This is a genomic window from Streptomyces mabaensis, assembly GCF_053763515.1.
Genome location: NZ_JBSOPZ010000008.1, coordinates 188,611 through 211,452 on the forward strand (window position 1 = coordinate 188,611; position 22,842 = coordinate 211,452).

Here is a 22,842-nt window from a genome sequence, read left to right on the forward strand (position 1 = left end):
CCCCCCCCCCCCCCCCTCCCCCCCCCCTTTTTTTTTTTGTTTGGTGTCCTTCCGCGTTTTACTGGTCTTTTTTGTTTTTGCGTTTTGTTGGTTTTTCTCCCCCCCCCCCCCCCCCCCCCCCCCCCCCCCCCACGATCCCCCTCGCCGGATGTCTGTCCATTCCACCCCCTGCATTCACCCCTTCGGGCAGGCGCTCGGAGTGAACCAAGGGTGCACAAGGGGGCGCGTTCGTCTCCGGGACCCCTGGCCCGATGCGGGCCGGCGTCCGCGAGCATGGCAGTCTTAGACCTGCGTAATGGGCAATCACCACACGGGTTCGGGCGAGGAGCGGTCACAGTGCAGCGCTGGCGTGGCTTGGAGGACATCCCCCAGGACTGGGGACGCAGCGTCGTCACCATCGGCTCCTACGACGGCGTACACCGAGGTCACCAGCTGATCATCGGGCGGGCGGTCGCCCGTGCCCACGAGCTCGGCCTGCCGTCGGTCGTGGTCACGTTCGACCCGCACCCGAGCGAGGTCGTACGCCCCGGCAGCCACCCGCCGCTGCTGGCACCGCACCACCGGCGCGCGGAGCTGATGGCCGAGCTGGGGGTGGACGCGTTGCTGATCCTCCCCTTCACCGCCGAGTTCTCGCAGCTGTCGCCGGCCGACTTCATCGCGAAGGTCCTCGTCGACAAGCTGCACGCGCGGGCGGTCATCGAGGGCCCCAACTTCCGTTTCGGGCACCGGGCCGCGGGCAATGTGGCGTTCCTGTCCGAGCTCGGGGCGACGTACGACTACGAGGTCGAGGTCGTCGACCTGTACGTGCGCGGCGAGGCGGGTGGCGGCGAGCCGTTCTCCTCCACGCTGACGCGGCGGCTGGTCGGCGAGGGCGATGTCACGGGCGCGGCCGAGATCCTGGGCCGTCCGCACCGCGTCGAGGGCGTCGTGGTGCGCGGCGCGCAGCGCGGCCGCGAACTGGGCTACCCCACGGCCAATGTCGAGACGCTGCCGCACACCGCGATTCCGGCGGACGGCGTGTACGCGGGCTGGCTGACGGCGGCGGGCGAGCGGATGCCGGCGGCGATCTCGGTCGGTACGAACCCGCAGTTCGACGGCACGGAGCGGACCGTGGAGGCGTACGCGATCGACCGGGTCGGTCTCGACCTGTACGGGCTGCATGTCGCCGTGGACTTCCTCGCCTATGTGCGGGGCCAGGAGAAGTTCGACTCGATCGAGTCGCTGCTGGAGGCGATCGCGGACGACGTGAAGCGCTCGCGGGAGCTGATCGAGGCGTACGACGCAAAGTAGCTTCCGCCGGACAGCAGTTGAGGGCTCGCACCGTGTGTACGGTGCGAGCCCTCGTTGCTGCTGGGCTCCGGTGGCTGGTGGCCCCGGCTGCCGCCGCTACTGCTGGGGCGGCTGCTGCGGCCAGCCGGGCTGCGGCTGGGGTTGCTGCTGCGGCGGGTACGGCTGGGCGGGGGGCTGCTGACCGCCGTACGGCTGCTGGGGCTGCTGCTGGGGCGGGTACGGCTGCTGCTGCGGCGGGGCCGGGTAGCCCTGCGGGCCGCCGGCGCCGGGCATCGGCGGGGCGAGGTGCGGCGGCGGGTTGCCGTTGGCCGTCCACAGCCCCTGCTGCTGCTGGGCGCGAACGAAGTCCTCGGCGACCAGCGCGGAGAGGTTGAAGTACGCCTCCCGCGTCTTCGGCCGCATCATGTCGAGGTCCACCTCGGCGCCGGCCGACAGGTGTTCGTCGAAGGGGATGACGACCACACCGCGGCAGCGGGTCTCGAAGTGCTGCACGATGTCGTCGACCTTGATCATCTTGCCGGTCTCGCGGACACCGGAGATGACCGTGAGAGAGCGCGAGACGAGGTCGGCGTAGCCGTGCGCGGAGAGCCAGTCGAGGGTGGTGCTCGCGCTGCTCGCGCCGTCCACCGAGGGCGTTGAAATGATGATCAGCTGGTCGGCGAGGTCCAGCACGCCGCGCATGGCGCTGTAGAGCAGACCGGTGCCGGAGTCGGTGAGGATGATCGGGTACTGCTTGCCCAGGACGTCGATCGCGCGCCGGTAGTCCTCGTCGTTGAAGGTCGTGGAGACGGCCGGGTCCACGTCGTTGGCGATGATTTCCAGACCGGAGGGCGCCTGCGAGGTGAACCGGCGGATGTCCATGTAGCTGTTGAGGTACGGGATCGCCTGGACCAGGTCACGGATGGTGGCCCCGGTCTCGCGGCGCACGCGGCGGCCGAGGGTACCGGCGTCCGGGTTGGCGTCGATGGCGAGGATCTTGTCCTGCCGCTCGGTGGCCAGGGTCGCGCCGAGGGCGGTGGTCGTCGTGGTCTTGCCGACGCCGCCCTTGAGGCTGATGACCGCGATCCGGTAGCAGGACAGCACGGGCGTACGGATCAGCTCCAGCTTGCGCTGCCGCTCGGCCTCCTCCTTCTTGCCGCCGAGCTTGAAGCGGGCGGCGGCGCCGGAGGGGTTCCGGCTGCTCTTGGGCTTCTGCTTGTTGCGCAGCAGCCGGTCCGAGGACAGCTCCACGGCGGCGGTGTACCCGAGCGGGGCGCCCGGCACGGAACGCTGCCGCTGGTCATGGGCGACGGGAGTCGGCCATGCGGCACCGGAACGCGGATCGGCGGGCCCGGCGGGCGGCGCCGCCGGCGCCTGCTGGCCGGGGTGCTGGGGCCAGGGCGCGGCCGGCGGGGGCGCGGACGCGGCGCCGGGCAGCGGCTGGCTCGCGGGACCGCCGTGCGCTTGCGCTTGCGCTTGGGGCGCGGGCGGGTTGGCCTGCGGCTGGGACGGGTTGCCCCCGCCCCCGGCCTGCGGGAACCCGTACCCGCCCTGCGGGCCGGGGGAGGGCACCTGGTCCTGCGGAGCCGGGGCGTTGGCGCCGGCGGGCGGGAAGCCGTAGCTGCCGCGCGGCGCGGGGATGGGTGCCTGGCTCTGCTGGGCCTGCGGGGCGGGGGTGGGTGCTGGACTCTGGTGCGGCGGGGCGGTGGGCTGCGGTTGGCCCTGTGGGGTGAAGGTGTTGCCGTCCTGCGGCGCCGGGGCCGCGGCGGGCTGGGGGAATCCGTACCCGTCCTGCGGAGCCGGGGCGTTGGGGCCGGTCTGCGGGCCGGGGGAGGGCACCTGGTCCTGCGGGGCGGGGTTGTTGGGCCCGGTCTGTGGGAAGCCGTAGCCGGCCTGGGGCGCGGGGGTGGGTGCTGGACTCTGGTGCGGCGGGGCGGGCTGTGGTTGGCCCTGTGGGGTGAAGGTGTTGCCGTCCTGCGGCGCCGGGGCTGCGGCGGGCCGGGGGAATCCGTACCCGTCCTGAGGAGCGGGCGGGAACCCGTAGCCGCCGTGTGCTTGGGCAGCGGGTGCCGCCGGGGGCTGCTGCCCGGCCGCAGGCGCCGGCCACTGCGGCGCGTCCGTGGGTGCCGCGGGCTGCGGATTGCCTGCCGGCTGGAAGGCGGGCGGCAGCGGCGGGAGTTCGCCCTGCTGGACCGGCGGCGACCACGGCTGTGCCGTGGCGGGCCGGGCGTCGCTCGGGATGGCGTCCTGCGGTTCGTCGGCGGGGACGGCGTCGGACGGCTCGTCGGCGGATTCGCCGAGCTCTGCCGCCGTCCGTACCTCGTCCTCGTCCCGGCCACCGTCGTCCGCCGCATCCGGCGCGACAGCGGCCACGCGCACGCCCTCGTCGCCGCCATCGGCGGCCTCGGTGTCCGACTCCGCAGCACGCTCCGCCACCGGTGCGGCTCCGTGCTCCGACACCGGCCCGGAGGCAGACCCAGCGGACGGAGCCGCCGACTCGGTCGGCGAGGCCGAGCCGGGCGCGTCCACCGGCGGGTTCTCAGCGGTCGGCGCCGTTCCGGCCTCGGTCGGCGAGGGCTGGCCCGCTTCCGCGGCCGGGAGCGGCGCGGGTCCGCCCAGCTGAGCTGACCCCTGCTCGGCCCGCGAGTCAGGCGCGGCTTCCGGCAAGAGGAAGGACGCAGGGGCGCCCGCTCCTGCGGAGGCAGTGTGCCCGGTCGGAGCCGGCCCCGCCTCGGACGGTGAGGCCGCGCCGGGCGCGTCCACCGGCGCGTTCTCAGCGGTCGGAGCCGTCCCGGCCTCGGCCGACGAGGTCTGGCTCGCTTCCGCGGCCGGGAGTGGCGTGGGTCCGCCCACCGGAGCTGACCCCTGCTCGGCCGGCGAGGCCGCGCCGGGCGCGTCCACCGGCGCGTTGTCAGCGGTCTGGGCCGGACCGGCCTCGGCCGGCGAGGGCTGGCTCGCTTCCGCGGCCGGGAGCGGTGCGGGTCCGCCCGCCGGAGCTGTTCCCTGTTCGGCCTGCGAGGCGGGCGCGGCTTCCGGCAAGAGGAAGGCCGCAGGGGCAGGCGCAGACGCAGGCTCAGCGGTCGGAGCGGGCCCGGCCTCGGTCGGCGAGGGCTGGCTCGCTTCCGCGGCCGGGGCCGGCTGCGTGCCTTCGGTTACCTCCCGCCGCAGCGCCGCCGGCGAGAACCGCATCGTCGCGCCGCTCTCCAGGTCGCCCTCGGGCGCCCGGTCGGGGGCGGGCTGGAAGCCTCCCGCCGGCGGGAGGCCGGGGATCGCCACCGGCCGGCCGGCCGGCGGGGGCGGCGTGTGCGCGCCCGTACCGTCCTGCCCGCCGCCCGAGGCGTTCTGCGTGTACCAGGCCGGCGGGGTGTAGTCGATGGTGAACTCACCCGTCATCTCGGCGGGATCCGCGTCGGACTGATCGTCGGCGGGGGTGTTCCAACCCCCACGGATCTCGTTCCGATCGCCGTTCACTTTGCCTCCTGGTGTGGTCGAGCACCCTTGTGCCGTCGTGGGTGGGGGCGACCGATCCTGCGTCCGATCCGCCCGGCTCTCCCCCTCGGGACGCCGCTGCCCGCCCGCGGGTTCTGACGCGGCGCCCGGACCCAGCCTAATCATCATCCGCACCGCTCCGGCAGGCCCGGCGGACCCAGACCGGCTGTCCCGTGCGTCACTCCATACCGTCGACGCGCTCTCAAGGCGCCCTCAAACAGCGCGAATCGGGCGGCAAAACGGTCAACTCTCCGACATTTCCCTACGGAAAGCGGGCTGTTCAGTCCATCCTGCGCGCGGCGCCCAACAATCCGGTCTCGGCATCGGTCGCCTCCGTCATCACGAACTGCCGGTCACGGGCCGTGCACCACAGCGTGACCCCGTCGGCCAGCGTCGACAGCGCGTCGGTCTCCACCCGCGGCAGGCTCATGATGCGGCCGATCTGCGCGGCCTCGTCGGGCGAGACGCGCTGGATGCCGACCAGACCGGCCTGCTCCAGCAACCGCGGTGCCACCGGGCTCAGATACGGCAGCAAGGTCAGGACGGACTGCCAGGGCCCGGCCACCACCCGCCCCCGCGGCGGCCGCATACCGCAGTCCCGCACCACGAGCACCGGGCTGCCGGCCGAGGCGCCCTGGGGCGGCACCCGGCCCACCTCGTGGAGCGTGATGCACGGCTGGCCGCCGCCCGCCGCCTGCGCGAGGCCGGTCCACGCCTGCGCGCGGCCCGTCTCGACGGCGACCCGCGCACCGGTGGCCGCCGCGCGCAGCGCCAGCACCTGTGCGGTCCACAGCCCGCCGATCAGCGTGATGTCGTACGGCGTCGGCCGGTTGATGCCCAGCACCCCCGGCCGGCCCTCCGCGTCGACGCCGATGACCACCCCGTCGTCGCCGACGGGCAACGCCAGGGCGGACAGCTGGTCGACGGAGACCGCGTGCCGGTCGCGGCGCGGGCCGATCAGCCCGAACCCCAGGCGCGGCTTCCCCGCCGGCGTGATCGGTGTCGGTACGGACATCAGCGGGCACCCCCGAGCGGCAGTGTGGCGAGCACAGCGGGCAGCTGCTCGCGGTCGAGCCGCACCAGCCCCGTCTTCACGCCCCGCGCGGTGCGCTCCAGTTCGTGGCGGGCGGTCACCAGCTCCTCGTCGCTGCGGCCGGTGATCCGTACATGCCCGGTGACCGTCACCTCCTGGCGGTCACCCCGTCCCAGCGTGAGGCTGAAGGTCGTGGCCAGCGCGGGAATCGAGGTCAGCAGCGCGACGAGCTGCGGCATCGGCGCACCGCCGCTGCCCAACTGCGGCCAGCGGGCCACCCAGTACGTCGTATGTCTGCGGTCGTCGCACCGCCACGTACGCGAGGTCTCCTCGGTCCGCCGGGCCTGCGTCTCGGTGCGGCCCGCCTGCGTGATCGCCATCGGGTTGGCGCACGAGGACGTCGCGATCGCGGCGGTCAGCTCCTGCTCGGTCAGTACGGTCGCCCGGAACCCGGCGCCCGTCAGCCGGCTCGCCAACTGGTCGGCCGTACGCACCACACAGCGCTGCGCCCCGCCGAGACCGCCGCCGCGCGCCGCCACCGCCTCCGGGCACAGCTCGGGGTCGAGCTTGAGCGCGATCCAGGTGAGCCGGACCGCCGGCGAGCCCGTCCGGGCCTGCAACGGCGCGTAGTTGCGCGCGGCCACCGACTGCTCGGGCAGATGCGGCGCGGGCGCGGGCTGGGTGTGCTGGACGATCTGGGCGGACTCCAGCACGATCCCGTCGACTTCCAGCACGTCCCGCACCAGGCCGACCGGCAACGGCCGGGCGCCACGGTCCGGCCGCAGGGCGGTCGCGTCGGTCTCCACCTGCACGACGGCGGTGAGGAACGTCCCGTCGCCGATCATCCCGACGGGCCTGCGCTCACGGTCGCTGAAGGTGTACGTACGCAGCGCCGGGTCGCACTCCACCACCGGCGCGAGCCCCGGCTCCGTACCGGCGGGAACGACGGACCCGCCCGAACCGGCGGCCCGGCGGCGGCGTGCGCGCAACGCCAGGGCGGTGGAGATCCATTCGGGCAGGGAGCGCTGGTGTCGCCGCACGACGGCCAGCAGTACGAGGACGGCCGCCGGCACACCGGCCGGGACCAACAGCAACGGATCGAGCACCCAGGCCACCAGAAGCAGCGCGGCGGCAGCCTCGATCAAGACGAGCTGTTGCAATCGGAACGATCCGAAGTGGCCGGGGCGCGCCTTCAGATGCGGCGCGGCGGGGCCCTGGGGTGTCGCCGGTGCGGTGGGCCGCGTCCGTGTCCGCGTCGCGGTAGCCATCCCTGAAGGCACCCCCCGTAGTCAAGAGGCCCCAATAGTTCACAAGGCCCGAATTCATCCCGATCAACCCGTACGACAAGGGCTTTGGCGGCGGGATCACCCTACCCGCCCCGCGCGCGCCGACCGTCAGCAGGCATAGTAGGGGCCGGTCCGGACACCAAGGCCCGGGGACTGTGCTCACCATTGGGGCCGCGCGGGGAGAAACAGACACTGATGGCATCACGGCGGGATGAGCTCAACGCGTACACCTTTGCGAAGAAGCGCACGGTGGCCGCGTTCCTACAGCCCTCACCCTCGGGCACGGAAGAGGGAGCGCCGCGCGCACTGCGTGCCGTCGTCCCCGGCGTGATCGTCGCCACGCTCGTGGTGGCCGGCTTCGGCGCCTGGGGCATGTTCAAGCCCAAGGCGCCCAAGGACTGGGCCGCACCCGGCGCCAAAGTGATCGTCGGCAAGAACTCGACCACCCGCTATGTCGTTCTCAGCACGGGCAAGGGCAAGAACAGGAAGACCCTGCTCCACCCCGTACTGAACCTCGCCTCCGCCCGACTGCTGCTCAATCCCAGGCAGTTCGCGGTCATCCAGGTCAGCGACGACATCCTGGACGCCGGCAAGCCACCGCGCGGGCCGATCCTCGGCATCCCGTACGCCCCCGACCGGCTGCCGGGGGAGAAGGACGCCGGCAAGGCCAAGCGCTGGGCGGTCTGCCAGCAGCCGGGCGGGCGGGGCAAGACCGTGCAGAAGGCCACCTTCGTCTTCGCCGACCGTGAGGCGGACCGGGTCGACGGCACCCAGCGGCTGCGGGGCGGTCAGGTCCTCTACGTCCAGGGGCAGGACAGGGCGCGCTACCTGGTGGACGCGTCCGGCACCAAGTACGCCATCGGCGGTGCGCCGGCCGAGCGGGAGACCCTGACCCTCGCGCTCGTCGGCGACCGGGAGCCGCAGTCCGTCACCGACGACTGGCTCGCCACCCTGCACACCGGGAGCCCGGTCGCCTTCCCCGAACTCCCGGGCCCGGTCGGGTCGGACGCCGGTATCCAGGGCCAGCTCTCGGCGGACGAGAACAGGGTCGGCATGGTCCTGCGGACCGAGACCGGTTCCGGGCCGCAGCACTACGTCGTGCTGCCCGGCAAGGTCCAGCCGGTCTCGGAGTTCACGGCGCGGCTGATCATCACCTCTCCCGCCACCAAGGAGCTGGACATGGAGGGCAAGGCGCGCGACGTCGACCTCCAGGACTTCCGGCCCGACGGCGAGACCTTCGCGAGCGGCTTCAGCTGGCCCGAGCACAGGGCCGTACAGGTCAACTCGGCGGGCGGCGGCGGAGGCCGGGACACGGTCTGCAGCGTGCTGCGCAACGTCGACGACAAGGGCCGTACGACCCTGAGCACCTGGGCCGGTACCACGTACCCGGCCGAGATCACCGCCACCGGCACCAGCACCTATGTGACCCCCGGCACCGGGCTGCTGTACACGCAGGTCCAGGGGAACCAGACCCGCCCCGACGGCTCCCTCTTCCTGGTGACGGACACGGGACTCAGGTACGCCGTGCAGGCGAACGGCGACAGCGACGCCGGCACGTCGGACATCGGCGCGGGCGACCAGGAGAAGCAGCAGGACGGGCGCCCCGAGCCCAGCCAGGCGCAGATCCGGCTCGGATACGAGAAGGTGCTCCCCGCCCTCGTCCCCATCACCTGGTCGGAGTTCCTGTCCAAGGGTCCCCGCCTCGACACCAACAGCGCCCGCCAGCCCCAGGGCTCGTAAGCGCGCCGGAGAGCGCACCGTGTCACAGGGGAGAGGACCCACGTGCTGAACCAGAAGACCGCCCTGCTCGCCACAGGCCTCGCGCTGGCGGGGGCGGGGCTCGCGGCCGCGCCGGCGGCGAGCGCGCAGGACACCGCCGCGCGCCCCCGCCTCGACGGCGGCGGGGAGTGCACCTTCCCGATGAAGAAGCAGATCGAGGGCCGCCCCTGGGCGCTGCAACGCGTACTGCTCGACGAACTCTGGCAGGACACCAAGGGCAAGGGCGTCCGTGTCGCGGTCATCGACACCGGAGTCGACGACGTCAACGTCCAGCTGAGGGGCGCGGTCGACGCCTCGGCGGGCCGCGACTTCCTCACCAAGGGCGGCGACGGCACGGGCGACGAGGTCGGCCACGGCACCAAGGTCGCGGGCATCATCGCGGCCCGCCCGCGCGCGGGCACCGGCTTTGTCGGCCTGGCCCCCGAGGCCACGATCATCCCGATCCGGCAGAACGACGAGAAGAACAGCGGCAACGACAAGACGATGGCCGAGGCCATCGAGCACGCGCTGGCCAAGAACGCCGACGTCATCAACATCTCGCAGGACACGACCAAGCCGCTGGCCGCCACCTCAAGGCTCGCGCTGGCGGTGCGGAAGGCCATCGAGCAGGACGTCCTGGTCGTCGCCTCGGCCGGCAACGGCGGTCTCGACGGCAAGCAGAAGAACACCTATCCGGCGGCTTTCGACGGCGTCCTGGCCGTGGCGTCCTCGGACCGCAACAACGAGCGCGCGGAGTTCTCCCAGTCCGGCGCCTTCGTCGGGGTCGCCGCGCCCGGTGTCGACATGGTCTCGACCGTGCCCGGCAACGGCCAGTGCGTCGACAACGGAACCAGCTTCTCCGCCCCGTACGTCTCCGGGGTCGCGGCCCTCATCAAGGCCAAGCACCCGGACTGGACTCCGCGTCAGATCATCGCTCAGATCGAGCAGACGGCGGAGCGTTCCATCAACGGCCACGACAACTTCGTCGGCTGGGGGGTCGTGGACCCGGTGCGCGCCCTGACCGAGGACGAGGCGCCCAGAGAGTCCCCGACCCCGGACCCGGGCCCCGCCAGACCGCCGGCCCCCGAGCCCGCCCATCTGGCCATGACCGAGACCGCCCATGAGCGCGACGAGCGGTACGCGACGTACGCGCTGGGCATCGCCGCCGTCCTGGTCGCGGTGATCGCGGGCACGGCCACCGTGATCCGCGACACCCGGCGCCGGCGTCGCACCACCGACTGAAAGGCCCCGAGTTGAGTTTCGGCCCCCCGCCCCCGGCATTCCAGCCGCAGCCCCCGGCGGAGCAGCCTCCGCCGGAGCAGACCCCGATGCCGGCACCGCCCCGGGCGCCGCAGCGCGGCGGCAGGCGCCGGACCGTCCTCGCCGCATGCCTCGCGGTCCTCCTGATCGCGGCTCTGGGCGGCGGCGGTTGGCTGCTGTGGGGCCCGGACGGGGAAGCCGGCGGCCCGCGGCCGGGCAAGGCCGAACCCGTGGCCGGAGCGGGTACGGGCGGAGTGCGGGAGACCGTCGAGCAGCAGCCGGCCCATACCCGGGGCGCACTTCTGTACAAGATCGGCTCGCCGCGCCTGGGCAAAGGTGAGGTGTCCCAGTCGCCGGGAACGTGGGCGACCGAGCGGACGTTCGCCAAGACGCTGGACCGGGAGGTGGTGGGCCACCGGGCCGACAGCGGCAAGCAGGTCTGGAGAATCCCGCTCCCCGGTGTCGTGTGTGCCGCCGCGCGCCATGTCACGGACGACGGTCTGACCGCGGTCGTGTTCGAGCCGGGGCAGCGGCAGAACAAGCAGCTCCAGCCCTGTAACCAGTTGGCCGTGTTCGATGTCGACAGCGGAAAGAAGGTCTGGCAGAAGGCCATCCCGGGTGCCGACGACGTCGCCTATTTCACGGCGGGAGTCGCCATCAGCCACGGCGTCGTCGCCGCCGGCTGGATCAACGGTTCCGCGGGGTTCAGCGTCGATACGGGAAAGCTTCTGTGGAAGTCCAATCCCGCCTCGGAATGCCGGGATCGCGGATTCGCCGGCGGCCGGGGTCTTGTCTCCGTGGTCGCCTGCGGAGATTCGGCGAATCCCCTGTTGCGGGTTCAGCGCGTCGATCCGCTCACCGGAGAGCCGAAGTGGACCTACAAGGCGGCAGCGGGCGTCGGGGCGGTGTTCGTCGTCTCCACCGACCCGGTCGTCATCGCCGTCGCCGCGGGTGGCAGTGATGCCACGACGGAGACGGATCTCATCTCGATCGACGAACGCGGCACCATGCGTGCCATGGTTCCGCTGCAGGACGGGCTGTACGAGACGAAGTGCCGCAGCCTGGTGGAGTCCTGCAAGACGCCCGTGGTGAGCGGCGACACACTGTTTCTGCCCAGCAGAGAGAACGAGTTCACCGACGGGCCCGACACGGCGAGCAACGAGATCGTGGCGTTCGACCTCCGCACGGGAAAGGCCAGGGCCAGATTCCCGTCGAAGGCGTACCGGGTCATGCAGCCCCTGCGTATGAGCGGAAAGAAGCTGCTCGCCTACCGGGAGGGGTTGGGGGAGGTTCCCGCGGAAGTCGTGAGTATCGACCCCGCGACGGGTAAGCAGCAGGTCCTGCTGACCGCCCCGGCGCTCGAGGAGCTGCAGCCGGTCATGGGCCGCCCGCACGCGATGGAGATCGTGTACGAGCACGGCAGGCTCTACTTCGGCTCCCCCGAGGTGTTCGGCCCCGACGACTTCGGCGGGAATCTTCACAAGATCCCCATCGCAATCGCCTTCGGAGCACGCTGATCACGGCCTTCACCGCGCCCTCGCCGGGGTCGTTCGTGAGGCAAGTCTCGTGCGGGGCTTTGCAGTTGGAACCGTCACTCCGAGTGGCTAGAGTGACTCGTAGTATCACGTGAGTGATCCGCAACACGGGGGACAGGCTCTGCGCCGGCAAGTCCTCGACAACTTCAGTAGCGAGCCCGGCCGTTCCGGTCGCTACCGACCACAGGAGGAAAGATGGCGACTCCAAACCTCAACGTAACCACCTCCGACCACGATGGCCTTGCCGGGGAGATCGACAGCCTCCAGCAGAAGCTCGATGACCGCATCCGCGCCCTCAACTCGGTGGTCGACCGCATTCAGGCCGGCTGGAAGGGCGCGGCGGGCAGGGAGTACGACATCCTGCAGCGCGGTGTGAACGACCACGCGCGCAAGATTCAGGTCCGCCTCATCGAGCTCGAGGAGACCATGCGGATGAGCTCCAAGGGGTTCACGGAGGAAGAGCAGCAGCGCATCGCCGAGCTGCGCCGACTGGACGACACCCGGGCCGGCGAGAGCAAGATCCTCGGCATGGCCTGAGCGGCCCGGCTCACCCCTGAACCCCACGAAGAAGGAGAGAACATGACCACCGCGGTCAACTACGACACCGTGACCCAGGCCGCCTCGGACGTCCGTCTGACGGGCCAGCAGCTCAGCCAGTGGCTCGACGACCTGATGGCCAGGGTCAAGGCCACCGCCGAGAACTGGGAAGGTGAGGCCAAGCTGGCCTACATCGAGATCCAGCGGGACCTGACCACCGAGATGTCCGGGATGAACGCCAAGCTCCTGCAGATCGCCCAGCTCCTCGACCAGTCGGTCGTCGGCTACCAGGACACCGACAAGGGCAACGCGGCCCGGTTCCGCATGCTCTGAAGTCCGGCCCGGCCGGACACGGCGAAGGGTGGTTGCCCGCGGGACGGGCAACCACCCTTCGTGCGTACCCCGTCGGCACGCCCCTACTTGAGGTCGAACTCGCCGTCCCGCGCCCCGAGCACGAACGCGTGCCACTCGGCCTCCGTGTACCGCAGGACCGTCTCCGGGTCCACGGACGACCGCATCGCCACCGCGCCCCCCGGAAGATAGGCGATCTCCACCCGCTCCTCGTCCGCGGAAGCATCGGGTGCGCTGACCCACTCGACCCCCGAGATGTCCAGTGCGTACAGCTCGTCCTTCTCGCTTGCATCAGCCATCGGTTGAAGATCCTTTCTCAGATGTCCGGTGCCAGCTTGTCAGAGCGCGCCCCGGCTCCGCAGGACCACGGCTCGTGTTCACCGGTCCGGCAGCCAGCCCAGCTGCACCAGGGGTGTTCCGCGCTTGCGGGAGACGAACGTGCCCCGGCCCGGCGGCATCGGGCGGGCTCGTACGCTGCCCAGGATGTCGCCCTCGTTGCGGTCGCCGGAGAGGACCACGCCCTGCGCGCCCAGCTCCTTGACCCGCTGCATGAACGCCTCGTACATCGAGCGCGACGCGCCGGCCGAGCTCCGCGCGACGATGAAGCGGATGCCCACGTCCCGCGCGAACGGCAGGTTGTCCACCAGCACCGCCAGCGGGTTGCCGGAGTTGGTGGCCACCAACTCGTAGTCGTCGACGATCACGAAGAGCTGCGGGCCGGTCCACCAGCTGCGGTCCCGCAGCTGCTGCGGGGTGATGTCCGGCTTCGGCGCCCGCTTGCCCATCACCGTGTTGATGGCGTCCATGTGCATCTGCATCGCCGAGGCCATCGGCGCGTACTCCAGCAGGTGCTCCGGCGGTACCGCCTCCAGCATCGTGCGCCGGTAGTCGCCGACCACGATCCGTGCCTGGTCCGGCGTGTACCGCTCGGTGATCTGCTTGGCAATCAGCCGCAGCAGCGAGGTCTTGCCGGACTCGCTCTCGCCGAAGACCAGGAAGAACGGGTCGGTCTCGAAGTCGACGAAGACCGGCTCCAGATTCGTCTCGTCGATACCGATCGCGATCCCGTGCTGCGGGAACTCGAAGCCCTTCGGCAGCTGCTCGGCCGGCAGCTTGCGCGGCAGCAGCCGCACCGTCGGCGCCGAGGGCCCCGTCCAACTGCCCCTGACCGCCTGGACGAACTGCGCCGTGCCCTCCGACAGGTCCTCCGCCCGGCTGACCGAGTCGACACGCGGCAGCGCACCCATGAAGTGCAGCTTCTCCGGTACCTGGCCGCGGCCCGGCACACCGGCCGGTACGTTCGCCGCGACCCGGCGGTCGAACTCGGAGTCCATCACGTCACCGAGGCGCAGTTCGAGGCGGCCGAGCATCTGGTCCTTCAGCGCGGCCCGGACCTCCATGTAGCGCGAGGCCGAGAGCACCACGTGGATGCCGTACCCCAGACCGCGGCTCGCGATGTCCGACACGACGCCTTCGAGGATGTCGTAGTCGTTCTTGAACGCGCCCCAGCCGTCGATGACCAGGAAGACGTCCCCCCAGGCCTCGCCCGGAAGCTCGCCGGCAGCCCGGCGCCGCCGGTAGGTCGCGATGGAGTCGATGCCGTTCGCGCGGAAGAACTCCTCGCGCCGGTTGAGTACGCCCGCGACCTCCGCGACCGTACGGCGGACCCGCTCGGGGTCCAGGCGGGAGGCGACCCCGCCGACGTGCGGGAGATCGGCCACCGCCGTCAGACCGCCACCGCCGAAGTCCAGCCCGTAGAACTGCACTTCGTGCGGCGTGTGGGTCAGTGCGAAGGACGAGATCAGCGTCCGCAGCAGGGTCGACTTGCCGGACTGCGGGCCGCCGATGACCATCATGTGGCCGGCCGCGCCCGAGAAGTCCCGGTACAGCACCTCGCGCCGCTGCTCGAACGGCTTGTCGATCAGGCCGAGCGGTACGACCAGGCCGCCCGGACGCGTGTAGCCGTCCGCGTGCAGCCCCCGCTCCGCGGTCGGCACCAGCGCCGGCAGCAGCTGGTCCAGCGTCGGCGCCTCGTCCAGCGGCGGCAGCCACACCTGGTGGGCCGGCACGCCCTGCCCCTCCAGCCGCCGCACGATCACGTCCAGCACGGTGTCCGCGAGCGCGTCGTCCTCCGCCCGGTTCGCGGCCACGAGGTGCGCCGGGTCGGGCGCCGCGTACACCACCGGAACCGGCGTGGCCGTGAACACCGCGGGCCGCCGCTCGACCGGGAACTGCCCGACCGAGAGGTCCGGGCCGCCCGTCCGGTAGGTACCGGAGACGTACGCCGCCTTGAAGCGGGTCATCTCCTCCGTACCGAACTTCAGGTAGCCGGAGCCCGGCACCGACGGCAGGTGGTACGCGTCCGGCACCCCGATCGCCGTACGCGACTCGGCGGCCGAGAAGGTACGCAGACCGATCCGGTACGAGAGATACGTGTCCAGGCCGCGCAGCTTGCCCTCCTCCAGGCGCTGCGAGGCGAGCAGCAGATGCACACCCAGCGACCGGCCGATACGCCCGATCTGGATGAACATGTCGATGAAGTCGGGCTTCGCGGTGAGCAGCTCGCTGAACTCGTCGATCACCAGGACCAGTGAGGCCAGCGGCTCCAGCGGGGCGCCCGCGGCGCGCGCCTTCTCGTAGTCGTGGATGTTCGCGTAGTTGCCCGCCGAGCGCAGCAGCTCCTGGCGGCGCTGCAGCTCGCCGCGGATCGAGTCGCCCATGCGGTCCACGAGCGTGAGGTCGTCGGCCAGGTTGGTGATGACCGCAGCGACGTGCGGCATCTGCGACATGCCGGTGAACGTCGCGCCGCCCTTGAAGTCCGCGAGGACGAAGTTCAGCGTCTCCGACGTATGGGTCACCGCGAGGCCCAGGACCAGCGTGCGCAGCAGCTCCGACTTGCCGGAACCGGTCGCGCCGACACACAGCCCGTGCGGACCCATGCCCTCCTGCGCGGCCTCCTTGAGGTCCAGCATCACCGGCTGGCCGTCCTCACCGACACCGATCGGCACGCGCAGCCGCTCACCCGTCGACCGCGGCCGCCAGGTGCGGGAGACGTCGACCGAACCCGCGTCGCCCAGGTTCAGCAGATCGGTGAAGTCCAGGTTGGCGAGCAGCGGTTCGTCGTCGTCGCCCCCGCCCGTGCGCAGCGGCGCGAGCTGCCGGGCGAGCGCCTCGGCCGCCGGCAGCGACAGCCCGTCCGGTACGCCCTCGTACGCGACCCCGGCGCCCGACTCCAGCCACAGCCGGCCCGGCCGTACCACCACGGACAGACCGCCGCGCGGCTCGTCGAGCTCGCCGGAGACCACCTCGACGATCGTGACGCCCTGCAGGCCCTCGGGCGCGGCGAACGCCGAGTCCGGCGGCACCATTCCGCCGTCCAGCACCACGATCAGATGCGGCTGGTCCAGCACCGCCTGCGCGTCCCGGCTGAACCGGGGCCGGCCGTCCAGCCGGCTGCCCAGCAGCTGCTGCAACTCGCCCAGGTCGTCGCCGAACAGCCGCTTCGACCCGGCGCCGTCCACCTGCCCCGGCAGCTGCGTGTGCGGCAGCCACTTCGTCCAGTCCCAGCGCGCGACCGCGCCCGGCGCCGCGACCACCGCGACCATCAGGTCCTCGGGGGAGTGCAGCGTGACGAGTTGGGCCACCAGCGCCCGCGCCGCCGACTGCGCGGACTCCGGCTCACCGGACACCGTCACGTGGTAGAAGGCGCGCATCGAGACGGCCACCGGCAGCCCGTCCAGCGAACCGTGCACCGCGAGGAACTGCTGCATCGCGCCCGCGCTCAGCGGCTCCAGCTCGTCGACGGGAGCGGTGTCCGGTGCGATCAGCGGGGTCGCCAGCTGCTGGGCACCGAGCCCGAGCCGGGCCTGTCCGAAGTCCTTGTCGCCGACCCGGCGTTCCCACACCCGGCTTCCCTCGGCGACGACCGACCACAGCTGTTCGGGGGAGGGGTGCAGATAGAGCTGCGCGTCGCGCTGCGCCCGCGCGGTCCTGCGTACCTGACGCCGCGTCTGCGACAGATATTTCAGGTAGTCGCGGCGGACATCGGCCATTTGCCCCTGCGTACCCCGACGGAATCTGACGATCTGGGCGACCACCATCGCGACGGTCGAGACCAGCATCACCACACCCATGATGCGCATGAACGGAGGTGCCTGCGGCGAGAAGAAGAAGACCACCGACGAACCCATGCCGAGCACCGGCAGGATCTGCATCAGCATGCCCTCCTGCTGACCGCGCGGCAGTTCGGGAGGAGCCTGGAGCTGCAGCTCTTCCGAAGGCACTTCGGGCGGCAGGGACCGCGGCGGGCGTTTGACGACGATCTGGCTCACCGGAGCATCAATCCCTCGAATGCGGACGGCTCGGCTGCACCGGCGCCCCCGTGACGGCTTTGCTGGCGGACTTCCCTCCGCGCGACGGTGATCCTACTTGCAGACCCCCGTCACACCTCCCGGTAGGGTGGCGCGCGCATCGTGCGCAACCGCGAATCAGGGGGTCCATCAGGTGAGTACGACCGCAGCGACCGGCTTCTGCAGGGTCACTGTCGTAGCGCCCGACAGCCGTATCGACGTCGCACTCCCGGAGGACATCGCCGTCGCCGACGTCTACCCCGAGATCCTGCGGCTGACCGGCCAGACCCAGGCCGCGGGCACCCCCACCGGATACCACCTGGTGCGCCGGGACGGCACGGTGCTCGACGGAGCGCGCACGCTCGCCGCCCAACAGGTCCTGGACGGCGAGGTGCTGAGCTTGCGCCCGTTCGCCGAGTCACTGCCGCCCGCCGTCTTCGACGACGTCTCCGACGCCGTCGCCTCCGCCGTCGTCCGCGACCGCCACCTGTGGAGCGACGACCTGCTGCGCGGCGCCGGCCTGGTCGGCGGAGTGCTGCTGCTCGTCCTCATGGGCTTCGTGCTCTGGTTCGCCGACCCGGTCCGCCACGACATGCACGGCCTGCCCGGCATCATCGCCGGGGCCGCCGGTGTCCTGTTGACCGCCTTCGCCGGCGTACGGGCCCGGGTGTACGGCGACCGGTCCGCCGCCGTCGCACTCGGCCTCGGCGCTCTGCCCCACCTGCTCATCGCGGGCTCCGGAATCATCGGCCCGGACGCCGGCCACGGCCCCGGACGGCTGCAGTTCCTGCTCGGCTGCGTCTGCGTCCTGCTCGCCTCGGTGGCCCTCGTCGCGCTCACCCCCAGCGGCGATGCCCCGTTCGTCGCCGCGACCTTCCTGGCGACCGCCGGCGTCCTCGCGACCTTCGTCGCCATCCTCACCGAAGCCTCCGCCACCGCGACCGCCGCCGTCTGCGCCCCCGTCGCCATCGGCCTGGTCGCCTTCCTCCCTGGCCTCTCCGCACGCTTCGCCCGGCTGCCCATCGGCTACGCCTCCCCGCGCAGCGCCGCCGGTGACGACTTCGACGCCGACCCGAACGAGACCCCCGAGGCCCAGCCCGTCGACGCCGACCGGATCGCGGCGCAGGCCCGCCGCGGCCACGAGATGCTGCTCGGCCTGGTCGGCGGCAGCGCGGCCGTCGTCGTCGGCAGCGCGGCCGTCCTCGGCTTCTCCGACAACATCTGGGGCCAGGTCCTCGCTCTCGCCACGGGCCTCGCCATGCTGCTGCGCGCCCGTCTCTTCCGCTACACCTCGCAGGTCACCTGCGTCCTGGTGGCCGGCATCTCCGCGATCGGCCTGCTGGTGCTCGGCCTGTCCCTCAACCCGCCGGCCGACCTGCTCTTCGAGCTCGTCCGCTTCGGCGACCGCGGCGCCCTGGACATCCGTACGATCTGGCTGTCCGCGGCCGTCGCCGCCGGAGCCGCGCTGCTCACCGCGATCGGGCTGATCATTCCCCGGAAGGGCCTCTCGCCCTTCTGGGGTCGGCTCCTCGACCTCGCCGAGGGTGCCGTACTGCTCTCCCTGGTCCCGCTCTGCCTTGCTGTCCTCGACGTCTTCAACGCGGCCCGCTCGCTCACCAGCGGCTGACCGGTCAGGCCCGCGGTCCAGGGCGGTCCGCCGGGCTGGTACGCTGTGTGACGGCCGTTTGTGTACGCGTTCCCGGAGCCTTTTCGAGGAATCTGGAAACTGCGCCCAGCGGACCCCGCCTCCCGAGTAACGGAAGATCCCCAGAGAATTCGACCTGGGGCACTCGGTGGCCATACGAAGACCATGAGGAGTACGCGTGTCGCTCGACGCCGCTACGAAGAAGCAGATCATCACCGAGTTCGGCACCAAGGAGGGCGACACCGGCTCCCCCGAGGTCCAGGTCGCGATGCTCTCCCGCCGCATCTCGGACCTGACCGAGCACCTCAAGACCCACAAGCACGACCACCACTCCCGCCGTGGTCTGCTGATCCTGGTCGGCCAGCGCCGCCGTCTGCTGCAGTACCTGGCCAAGAAGGACATCCAGCGCTTCCGTGCGCTGGTCGAGCGCCTCGGCATCCGCCGCGGCGCGGCGGGCGCCAAGTAAGACGCCGTGAAGGGAGCGGTTCCCACTTCTAGGGGGCCGCTCCCTTTGCTGTACGTGCGGGACGTACCGGACTCTCAGTAGTCTGGTCACATACGCACAACCGAAGAGGAGGAGCGCCCTCCATCGCCGCCGGTCCTCGGTAGTGGCCCCCGGAAGACCTCTCCCGGGTGCTTCGATCGAAGACCGGCCCGCACGCAAGGAGCGCTTCTCCGCGACGTCCCCGCCACACGGGCAGGGACGAAGACGAGGAGAAAACGCTAGTGGAGAACGAGACCCACTACGCCGAGGCCGTTATCGACAACGGTTCCTTCGGCACCCGCACGATCCGCTTCGAGACGGGCCGTCTGGCCCGCCAGGCTGCCGGCTCCGCCGTCGCCTATCTGGACGACGACACCATGGTGCTGTCCGCCACCACCGCGTCCAAGAAGCCCAAGGACCAGCTCGACTTCTTCCCCCTGACGGTGGACGTCGAGGAGCGGCAGTACGCCGCCGGCAAGATCCCCGGCTCCTTCTTCCGTCGCGAGGGCCGGCCCTCCGAGGACGCGATTCTCACCTGCCGCCTGATCGACCGCCCGCTGCGCCCGTCCTTCAAGAAGGGCCTGCGCAACGAGATCCAGATCGTCGAGACGATCATGGCGCTCAACCCCGACCACCTCTACGACGTGGTCGCGATCAACGCCGCCTCCTGCTCCACGCAGCTGGCCGGCCTGCCCTTCTCCGGCCCGGTCGGCGGCACCCGTGTCGCCCTGATCAAGGGCCAGTGGGTCGGCTTCCCGACGCACACCGAGCTCGAAAACGCGGTCTTCGACATGGTGGTCGCCGGTCGCGTCCTGGAGGACGGCGACGTCGCGATCATGATGGTCGAGGCCGAGGCCACCGAGAAGACCATCCAGCTCGTCAAGGACGGCGCCGAGGCTCCCACCGAGGAGATCGTCGCCGCCGGTCTCGAGGCCGCGAAGCCCTTCATCAAGGCGCTCTGCAAGGCCCAGTCGGACCTCGCCGCCAAGGCCGCCAAGCCGATCGGCGAGTTCCCGGTCTTCCTCGACTACCAGGACGACGTCCTGGAGGCGCTCACCGCCGCGGTCAAGGCCGAGCTCTCGCAGGCGCTCACCATCGCCGGCAAGCAGGAGCGCGAGGCCGAGCTGGACCGCGTCAAGGAGCTCGCCGCCGAGAAGCTGCTCCCGCAGTTCGAGGGCCGCGAGAAGGAGATCTCCGCCGCGTACCGCTCGCTGACCAAGTCCCTGGTCCGTGAGCGAGTCATCAAGGACAAGGTCCGCATCGACGGCCGTGGCGTCACGGACATCCGTACGCTCGCCGCCGAGGTCGAGGCGATCCCGCGCGTGCACGGCTCGGCGCTGTTCGAGCGTGGCGAGACCCAGATCCTGGGCGTCACCACCCTCAACATGCTCCGCATGGAGCAGCAGCTGGACACCCTCTCCCCGGTGACCCGCAAGCGCTACATGCACAACTACAACTTCCCGCCCTACTCCGTCGGTGAGACCGGCCGCGTCGGTTCGCCGAAGCGCCGCGAGATCGGCCACGGCGCGCTCGCCGAGCGCGCCATCGTGCCGGTGCTGCCGACGCGCGAGGAGTTCCCGTACGCCATCCGCCAGGTCTCCGAGGCGCTGGGCTCCAACGGCTCCACGTCCATGGGCTCGGTCTGCGCCTCCACCATGTCGCTGCTGAACGCCGGTGTGCCGCTCAAGGCCCCCGTCGCCGGTATCGCCATGGGCCTGATCTCCGAGGAGATCGACGGCAAGACCCACTACGTCGCCCTCACCGACATCCTCGGTGCGGAGGACGCCTTCGGTGACATGGACTTCAAGGTCGCCGGCACCAAGACCTTCGTCACCGCGCTCCAGCTCGACACCAAGCTCGACGGCATCCCCGCCTCGGTCCTGGCCGCCGCGCTGAAGCAGGCCCGCGACGCCCGCCTCCACATCCTCGATGTGATGAACGAGGCCATCGACGTCCCGGACGAGATGTCCCCCAACGCCCCGCGGATCATCACCGTCAAGATCCCGGTGGACAAGATCGGTGAGGTCATCGGCCCCAAGGGCAAGATGATCAACCAGATCCAGGAGGACACCGGCGCCGACATCACGATCGAGGACGACGGCACCATCTACATCGGTGCCGCCCAGGGCTCGCAGGCCGAGGCCGCCCGCGCCACGATCAACGGCATCGCCAACCCGACCATGCCGGAGGTCGGCGAGCGCTACCTGGGTACGGTCGTCAAGACCACCACCTTCGGTGCGTTCGTGTCCCTGCTCCCGGGCAAGGACGGCCTGCTGCACATCTCGCAGATCCGCAAGCTCGCCGGTGGCAAGCGCGTGGAGAACGTCGAGGACGTGCTCGCGGTCGGCTCCAAGGTGCAGGTCGAGATCGCCGAGATCGACCAGCGCGGCAAGCTCTCGCTCATCCCCGTGGTCGAGGGTGAAGAGAACGACGAGCAGAAGGACGACTCCGCCAAGTGACGCGTAGTCCCCGTACGACGGCCCGCACCTCCTCGGAGGTGCGGGCCGTCGCCCGTACCCAAACCCTCCTCAAGGGCCGCGACGGCGTCGGGACGGTCCGCCGTACGACGCTCCCGGGCGGCCTGCGCATCGTCACCGAGACCCTGCCCTCGGTGCGCTCCGCGACCTTCGGCATCTGGGCGCACGTCGGCTCGCGCGACGAGACGCCGTCCCTCAACGGCGCCACGCACTACCTCGAGCACCTGCTCTTCAAGGGCACGAAGAAGCGCAGCGCCCTCGACATCTCCGCCGCCATAGACGCGGTCGGCGGCGAGATGAACGCCTTCACCGCGAAGGAGTACACGTGCTACTACGCACGTGTACTGGACACCGACCTGCCGCTCGCCATCGACGTGGTCTGCGACATGCTGACCGGCTCGCTGATCCTCGAAGAGGACGTCGACGCCGAGCGCGGCGTCATCCTCGAAGAGATCGCCATGACCGAGGACGACCCGGGTGACTGCGTGCACGACCTGTTCGCGCAGACCATGCTCGGCGACACCCCCCTCGGCCGCCCGGTCCTCGGCACGGTCGACACGGTCAACGCGCTGAGCGCGGACCGCATCCGCCGCTTCTACAAGAAGCACTACGACCCGACCCACCTCGTCGTCGCGGCCGCCGGCAACGTCGACCACGCCACGGTGGTACGCCAGGTCCGCGCCGCGTTCGAGAAGGCCGGCGCCCTCGCCCGTACGGACGCCGCGCCCCGCACCCCGCGTGAGGGCACCCGCGCCATCCGCACCGCCGGCCGGATCGACCTGCTGAACCGCAAGACCGAGCAGGCCCACGTCGTCCTCGGCATGCCCGGCCTGGCCCGCACCGACGACCGCCGATGGGCGCTCGGCGTGCTCAACACGGCCCTCGGCGGTGGTATGAGCTCCCGCCTCTTCCAGGAGGTACGGGAGAAGCGCGGGCTCGCGTACAGCGTCTACTCGTACACCTCGGGCTTTGCCGACTGCGGGCTCTTCGGCGTCTACGCCGGCTGCCGCCCCAGCCAGGTCCACGACGTCCTGAAGATCTGCCGGGACGAGCTCGACCGGGTCGCCTCCGACGGGCTCTCCGACGAGGAGATGGCCCGCGCCGTCGGCCAGCTCTCCGGCTCCACGGTCCTCGGCCTGGAGGACACCGGCGCGCTGATGAACCGCATCGGCAAGAGCGAGCTGTGCTGGGGAGAGCAGATGTCGGTCGACGACATGCTCTCCCGCATAGCTGCCGTGACCCCGGACGAGGTCACCGCGGTGGCCCAGGATGTACTGGGACAACGGCCCTCCCTGTCGGTCATCGGCCCGCTCAAGGACAAGCAGGCGGACCGCCTGCACGAAGCGGTGGTCTGACGCGGCCTGACGGC

15 protein-coding genes are annotated in these 22,842 nt (G+C 71.3%); 10 read left to right on the forward strand and 5 right to left on the reverse strand.

All coding sequences use genetic code 11. The annotated features are described in order from the left end of the window. The first annotated feature begins 336 nt into the window (after positions 1-336). On the forward strand, positions 337-1,290 hold the full coding sequence (locus ACWV17_RS09715) for a bifunctional riboflavin kinase/FAD synthetase (protein ID WP_455359312.1): 954 nt from the start codon (positions 337-339) through the stop codon (positions 1,288-1,290). A 96-nt stretch (positions 1,291-1,386) separates the two neighbouring features. Here ACWV17_RS09715 and ACWV17_RS09720 read toward each other — a convergent pair whose 3' ends face one another. From ACWV17_RS09720 to eccE, 3 genes are all read right to left on the reverse strand, one after another. Then, positions 1,387-4,740 (reverse strand): SCO5717 family growth-regulating ATPase, encoded by a 3,354-nt coding sequence (locus ACWV17_RS09720; protein ID WP_455359313.1) that lies wholly within the window; start codon positions 4,738-4,740, stop codon positions 1,387-1,389. Positions 4,741-5,038: 298 nt separating this feature from the next. Next, entirely contained in the window at positions 5,039-5,773 is a 735-nt protein-coding gene (locus ACWV17_RS09725) for a hypothetical protein (protein WP_455359314.1), read from the reverse strand. Then, on the reverse strand, positions 5,773-7,059 hold the full coding sequence (eccE, locus tag ACWV17_RS09730) for a type VII secretion protein EccE (RefSeq protein ID WP_455359315.1): 1,287 nt from the start codon (positions 7,057-7,059) through the stop codon (positions 5,773-5,775). The genes ACWV17_RS09725 and eccE overlap by 1 nt, the downstream gene beginning before the upstream one ends. Before the next feature lie 213 nt (positions 7,060-7,272). Here eccE and eccB point away from each other — a divergent pair, with 213 nt between their 5' ends. From eccB to ACWV17_RS09755, 5 genes are all read left to right on the forward strand, one after another. Then, positions 7,273-8,817: a type VII secretion protein EccB gene (gene eccB / locus ACWV17_RS09735; RefSeq protein WP_455359316.1), complete on the forward strand. Its 1,545-nt coding sequence runs from the start codon at positions 7,273-7,275 to the stop codon at positions 8,815-8,817. Between the two features lie 42 nt (positions 8,818-8,859). Then, positions 8,860-10,077 (forward strand): type VII secretion-associated serine protease mycosin, encoded by a 1,218-nt coding sequence (gene mycP / locus ACWV17_RS09740; protein WP_455359317.1) that lies wholly within the window; start codon positions 8,860-8,862, stop codon positions 10,075-10,077. An 86-nt stretch (positions 10,078-10,163) separates the two neighbouring features. Further along, complete coding sequence (locus ACWV17_RS09745; protein ID WP_455359318.1) at positions 10,164-11,612, forward strand: outer membrane protein assembly factor BamB family protein; 1,449 nt, start codon at positions 10,164-10,166, stop codon at positions 11,610-11,612. Between the two features lie 213 nt (positions 11,613-11,825). Further along, complete coding sequence (locus ACWV17_RS09750; protein ID WP_455357303.1) at positions 11,826-12,167, forward strand: WXG100 family type VII secretion target; 342 nt, start codon at positions 11,826-11,828, stop codon at positions 12,165-12,167. Positions 12,168-12,209: 42 nt separating this feature from the next. Then, positions 12,210-12,500, forward strand: a complete 291-nt coding sequence (locus ACWV17_RS09755; protein WP_455357304.1) for a WXG100 family type VII secretion target — start codon at positions 12,210-12,212, stop codon at positions 12,498-12,500. Positions 12,501-12,583: 83 nt separating this feature from the next. On the opposite strand, the gene ACWV17_RS09760 is transcribed toward ACWV17_RS09755, so the two are convergent. Together ACWV17_RS09760 and eccCa are read right to left on the reverse strand one after the other, a co-directional pair. Beyond that, positions 12,584-12,817, reverse strand: coding sequence for a DUF397 domain-containing protein (locus tag ACWV17_RS09760; protein WP_455359319.1), 234 nt, complete (start codon positions 12,815-12,817; stop codon positions 12,584-12,586). 78 nt (positions 12,818-12,895) lie between these two features. Beyond that, positions 12,896-16,849, reverse strand: coding sequence for a type VII secretion protein EccCa (eccCa, locus tag ACWV17_RS09765; RefSeq protein WP_455359320.1), 3,954 nt, complete (start codon positions 16,847-16,849; stop codon positions 12,896-12,898). A 172-nt stretch (positions 16,850-17,021) separates the two neighbouring features. Here eccCa and eccD point away from each other — a divergent pair, with 172 nt between their 5' ends. The 4 genes from eccD (at position 17,022) to ACWV17_RS09785 (ending at position 22,828) form a co-directional block, all read left to right on the forward strand. Continuing rightward, complete coding sequence (gene eccD, locus ACWV17_RS09770; RefSeq protein WP_455359321.1) at positions 17,022-18,494, forward strand: type VII secretion integral membrane protein EccD; 1,473 nt, start codon at positions 17,022-17,024, stop codon at positions 18,492-18,494. A gap of 196 nt (positions 18,495-18,690) precedes the next feature. Continuing rightward, positions 18,691-18,978 carry a 30S ribosomal protein S15 gene (rpsO, locus tag ACWV17_RS09775; RefSeq protein ID WP_455357308.1) on the forward strand — a complete coding sequence of 96 codons (288 nt, stop codon included), beginning with the start codon at positions 18,691-18,693 and terminating at the stop codon, positions 18,976-18,978. Between the two features lie 260 nt (positions 18,979-19,238). Further along, complete coding sequence (locus ACWV17_RS09780) at positions 19,239-21,455, forward strand: polyribonucleotide nucleotidyltransferase (protein WP_455359322.1); 2,217 nt, start codon at positions 19,239-19,241, stop codon at positions 21,453-21,455. After that, positions 21,452-22,828 (forward strand): M16 family metallopeptidase, encoded by a 1,377-nt coding sequence (locus tag ACWV17_RS09785; protein WP_455359323.1) that lies wholly within the window; start codon positions 21,452-21,454, stop codon positions 22,826-22,828. The genes ACWV17_RS09780 and ACWV17_RS09785 overlap by 4 nt, the downstream gene beginning before the upstream one ends. Positions 22,829-22,842 lie beyond the last annotated feature (14 nt).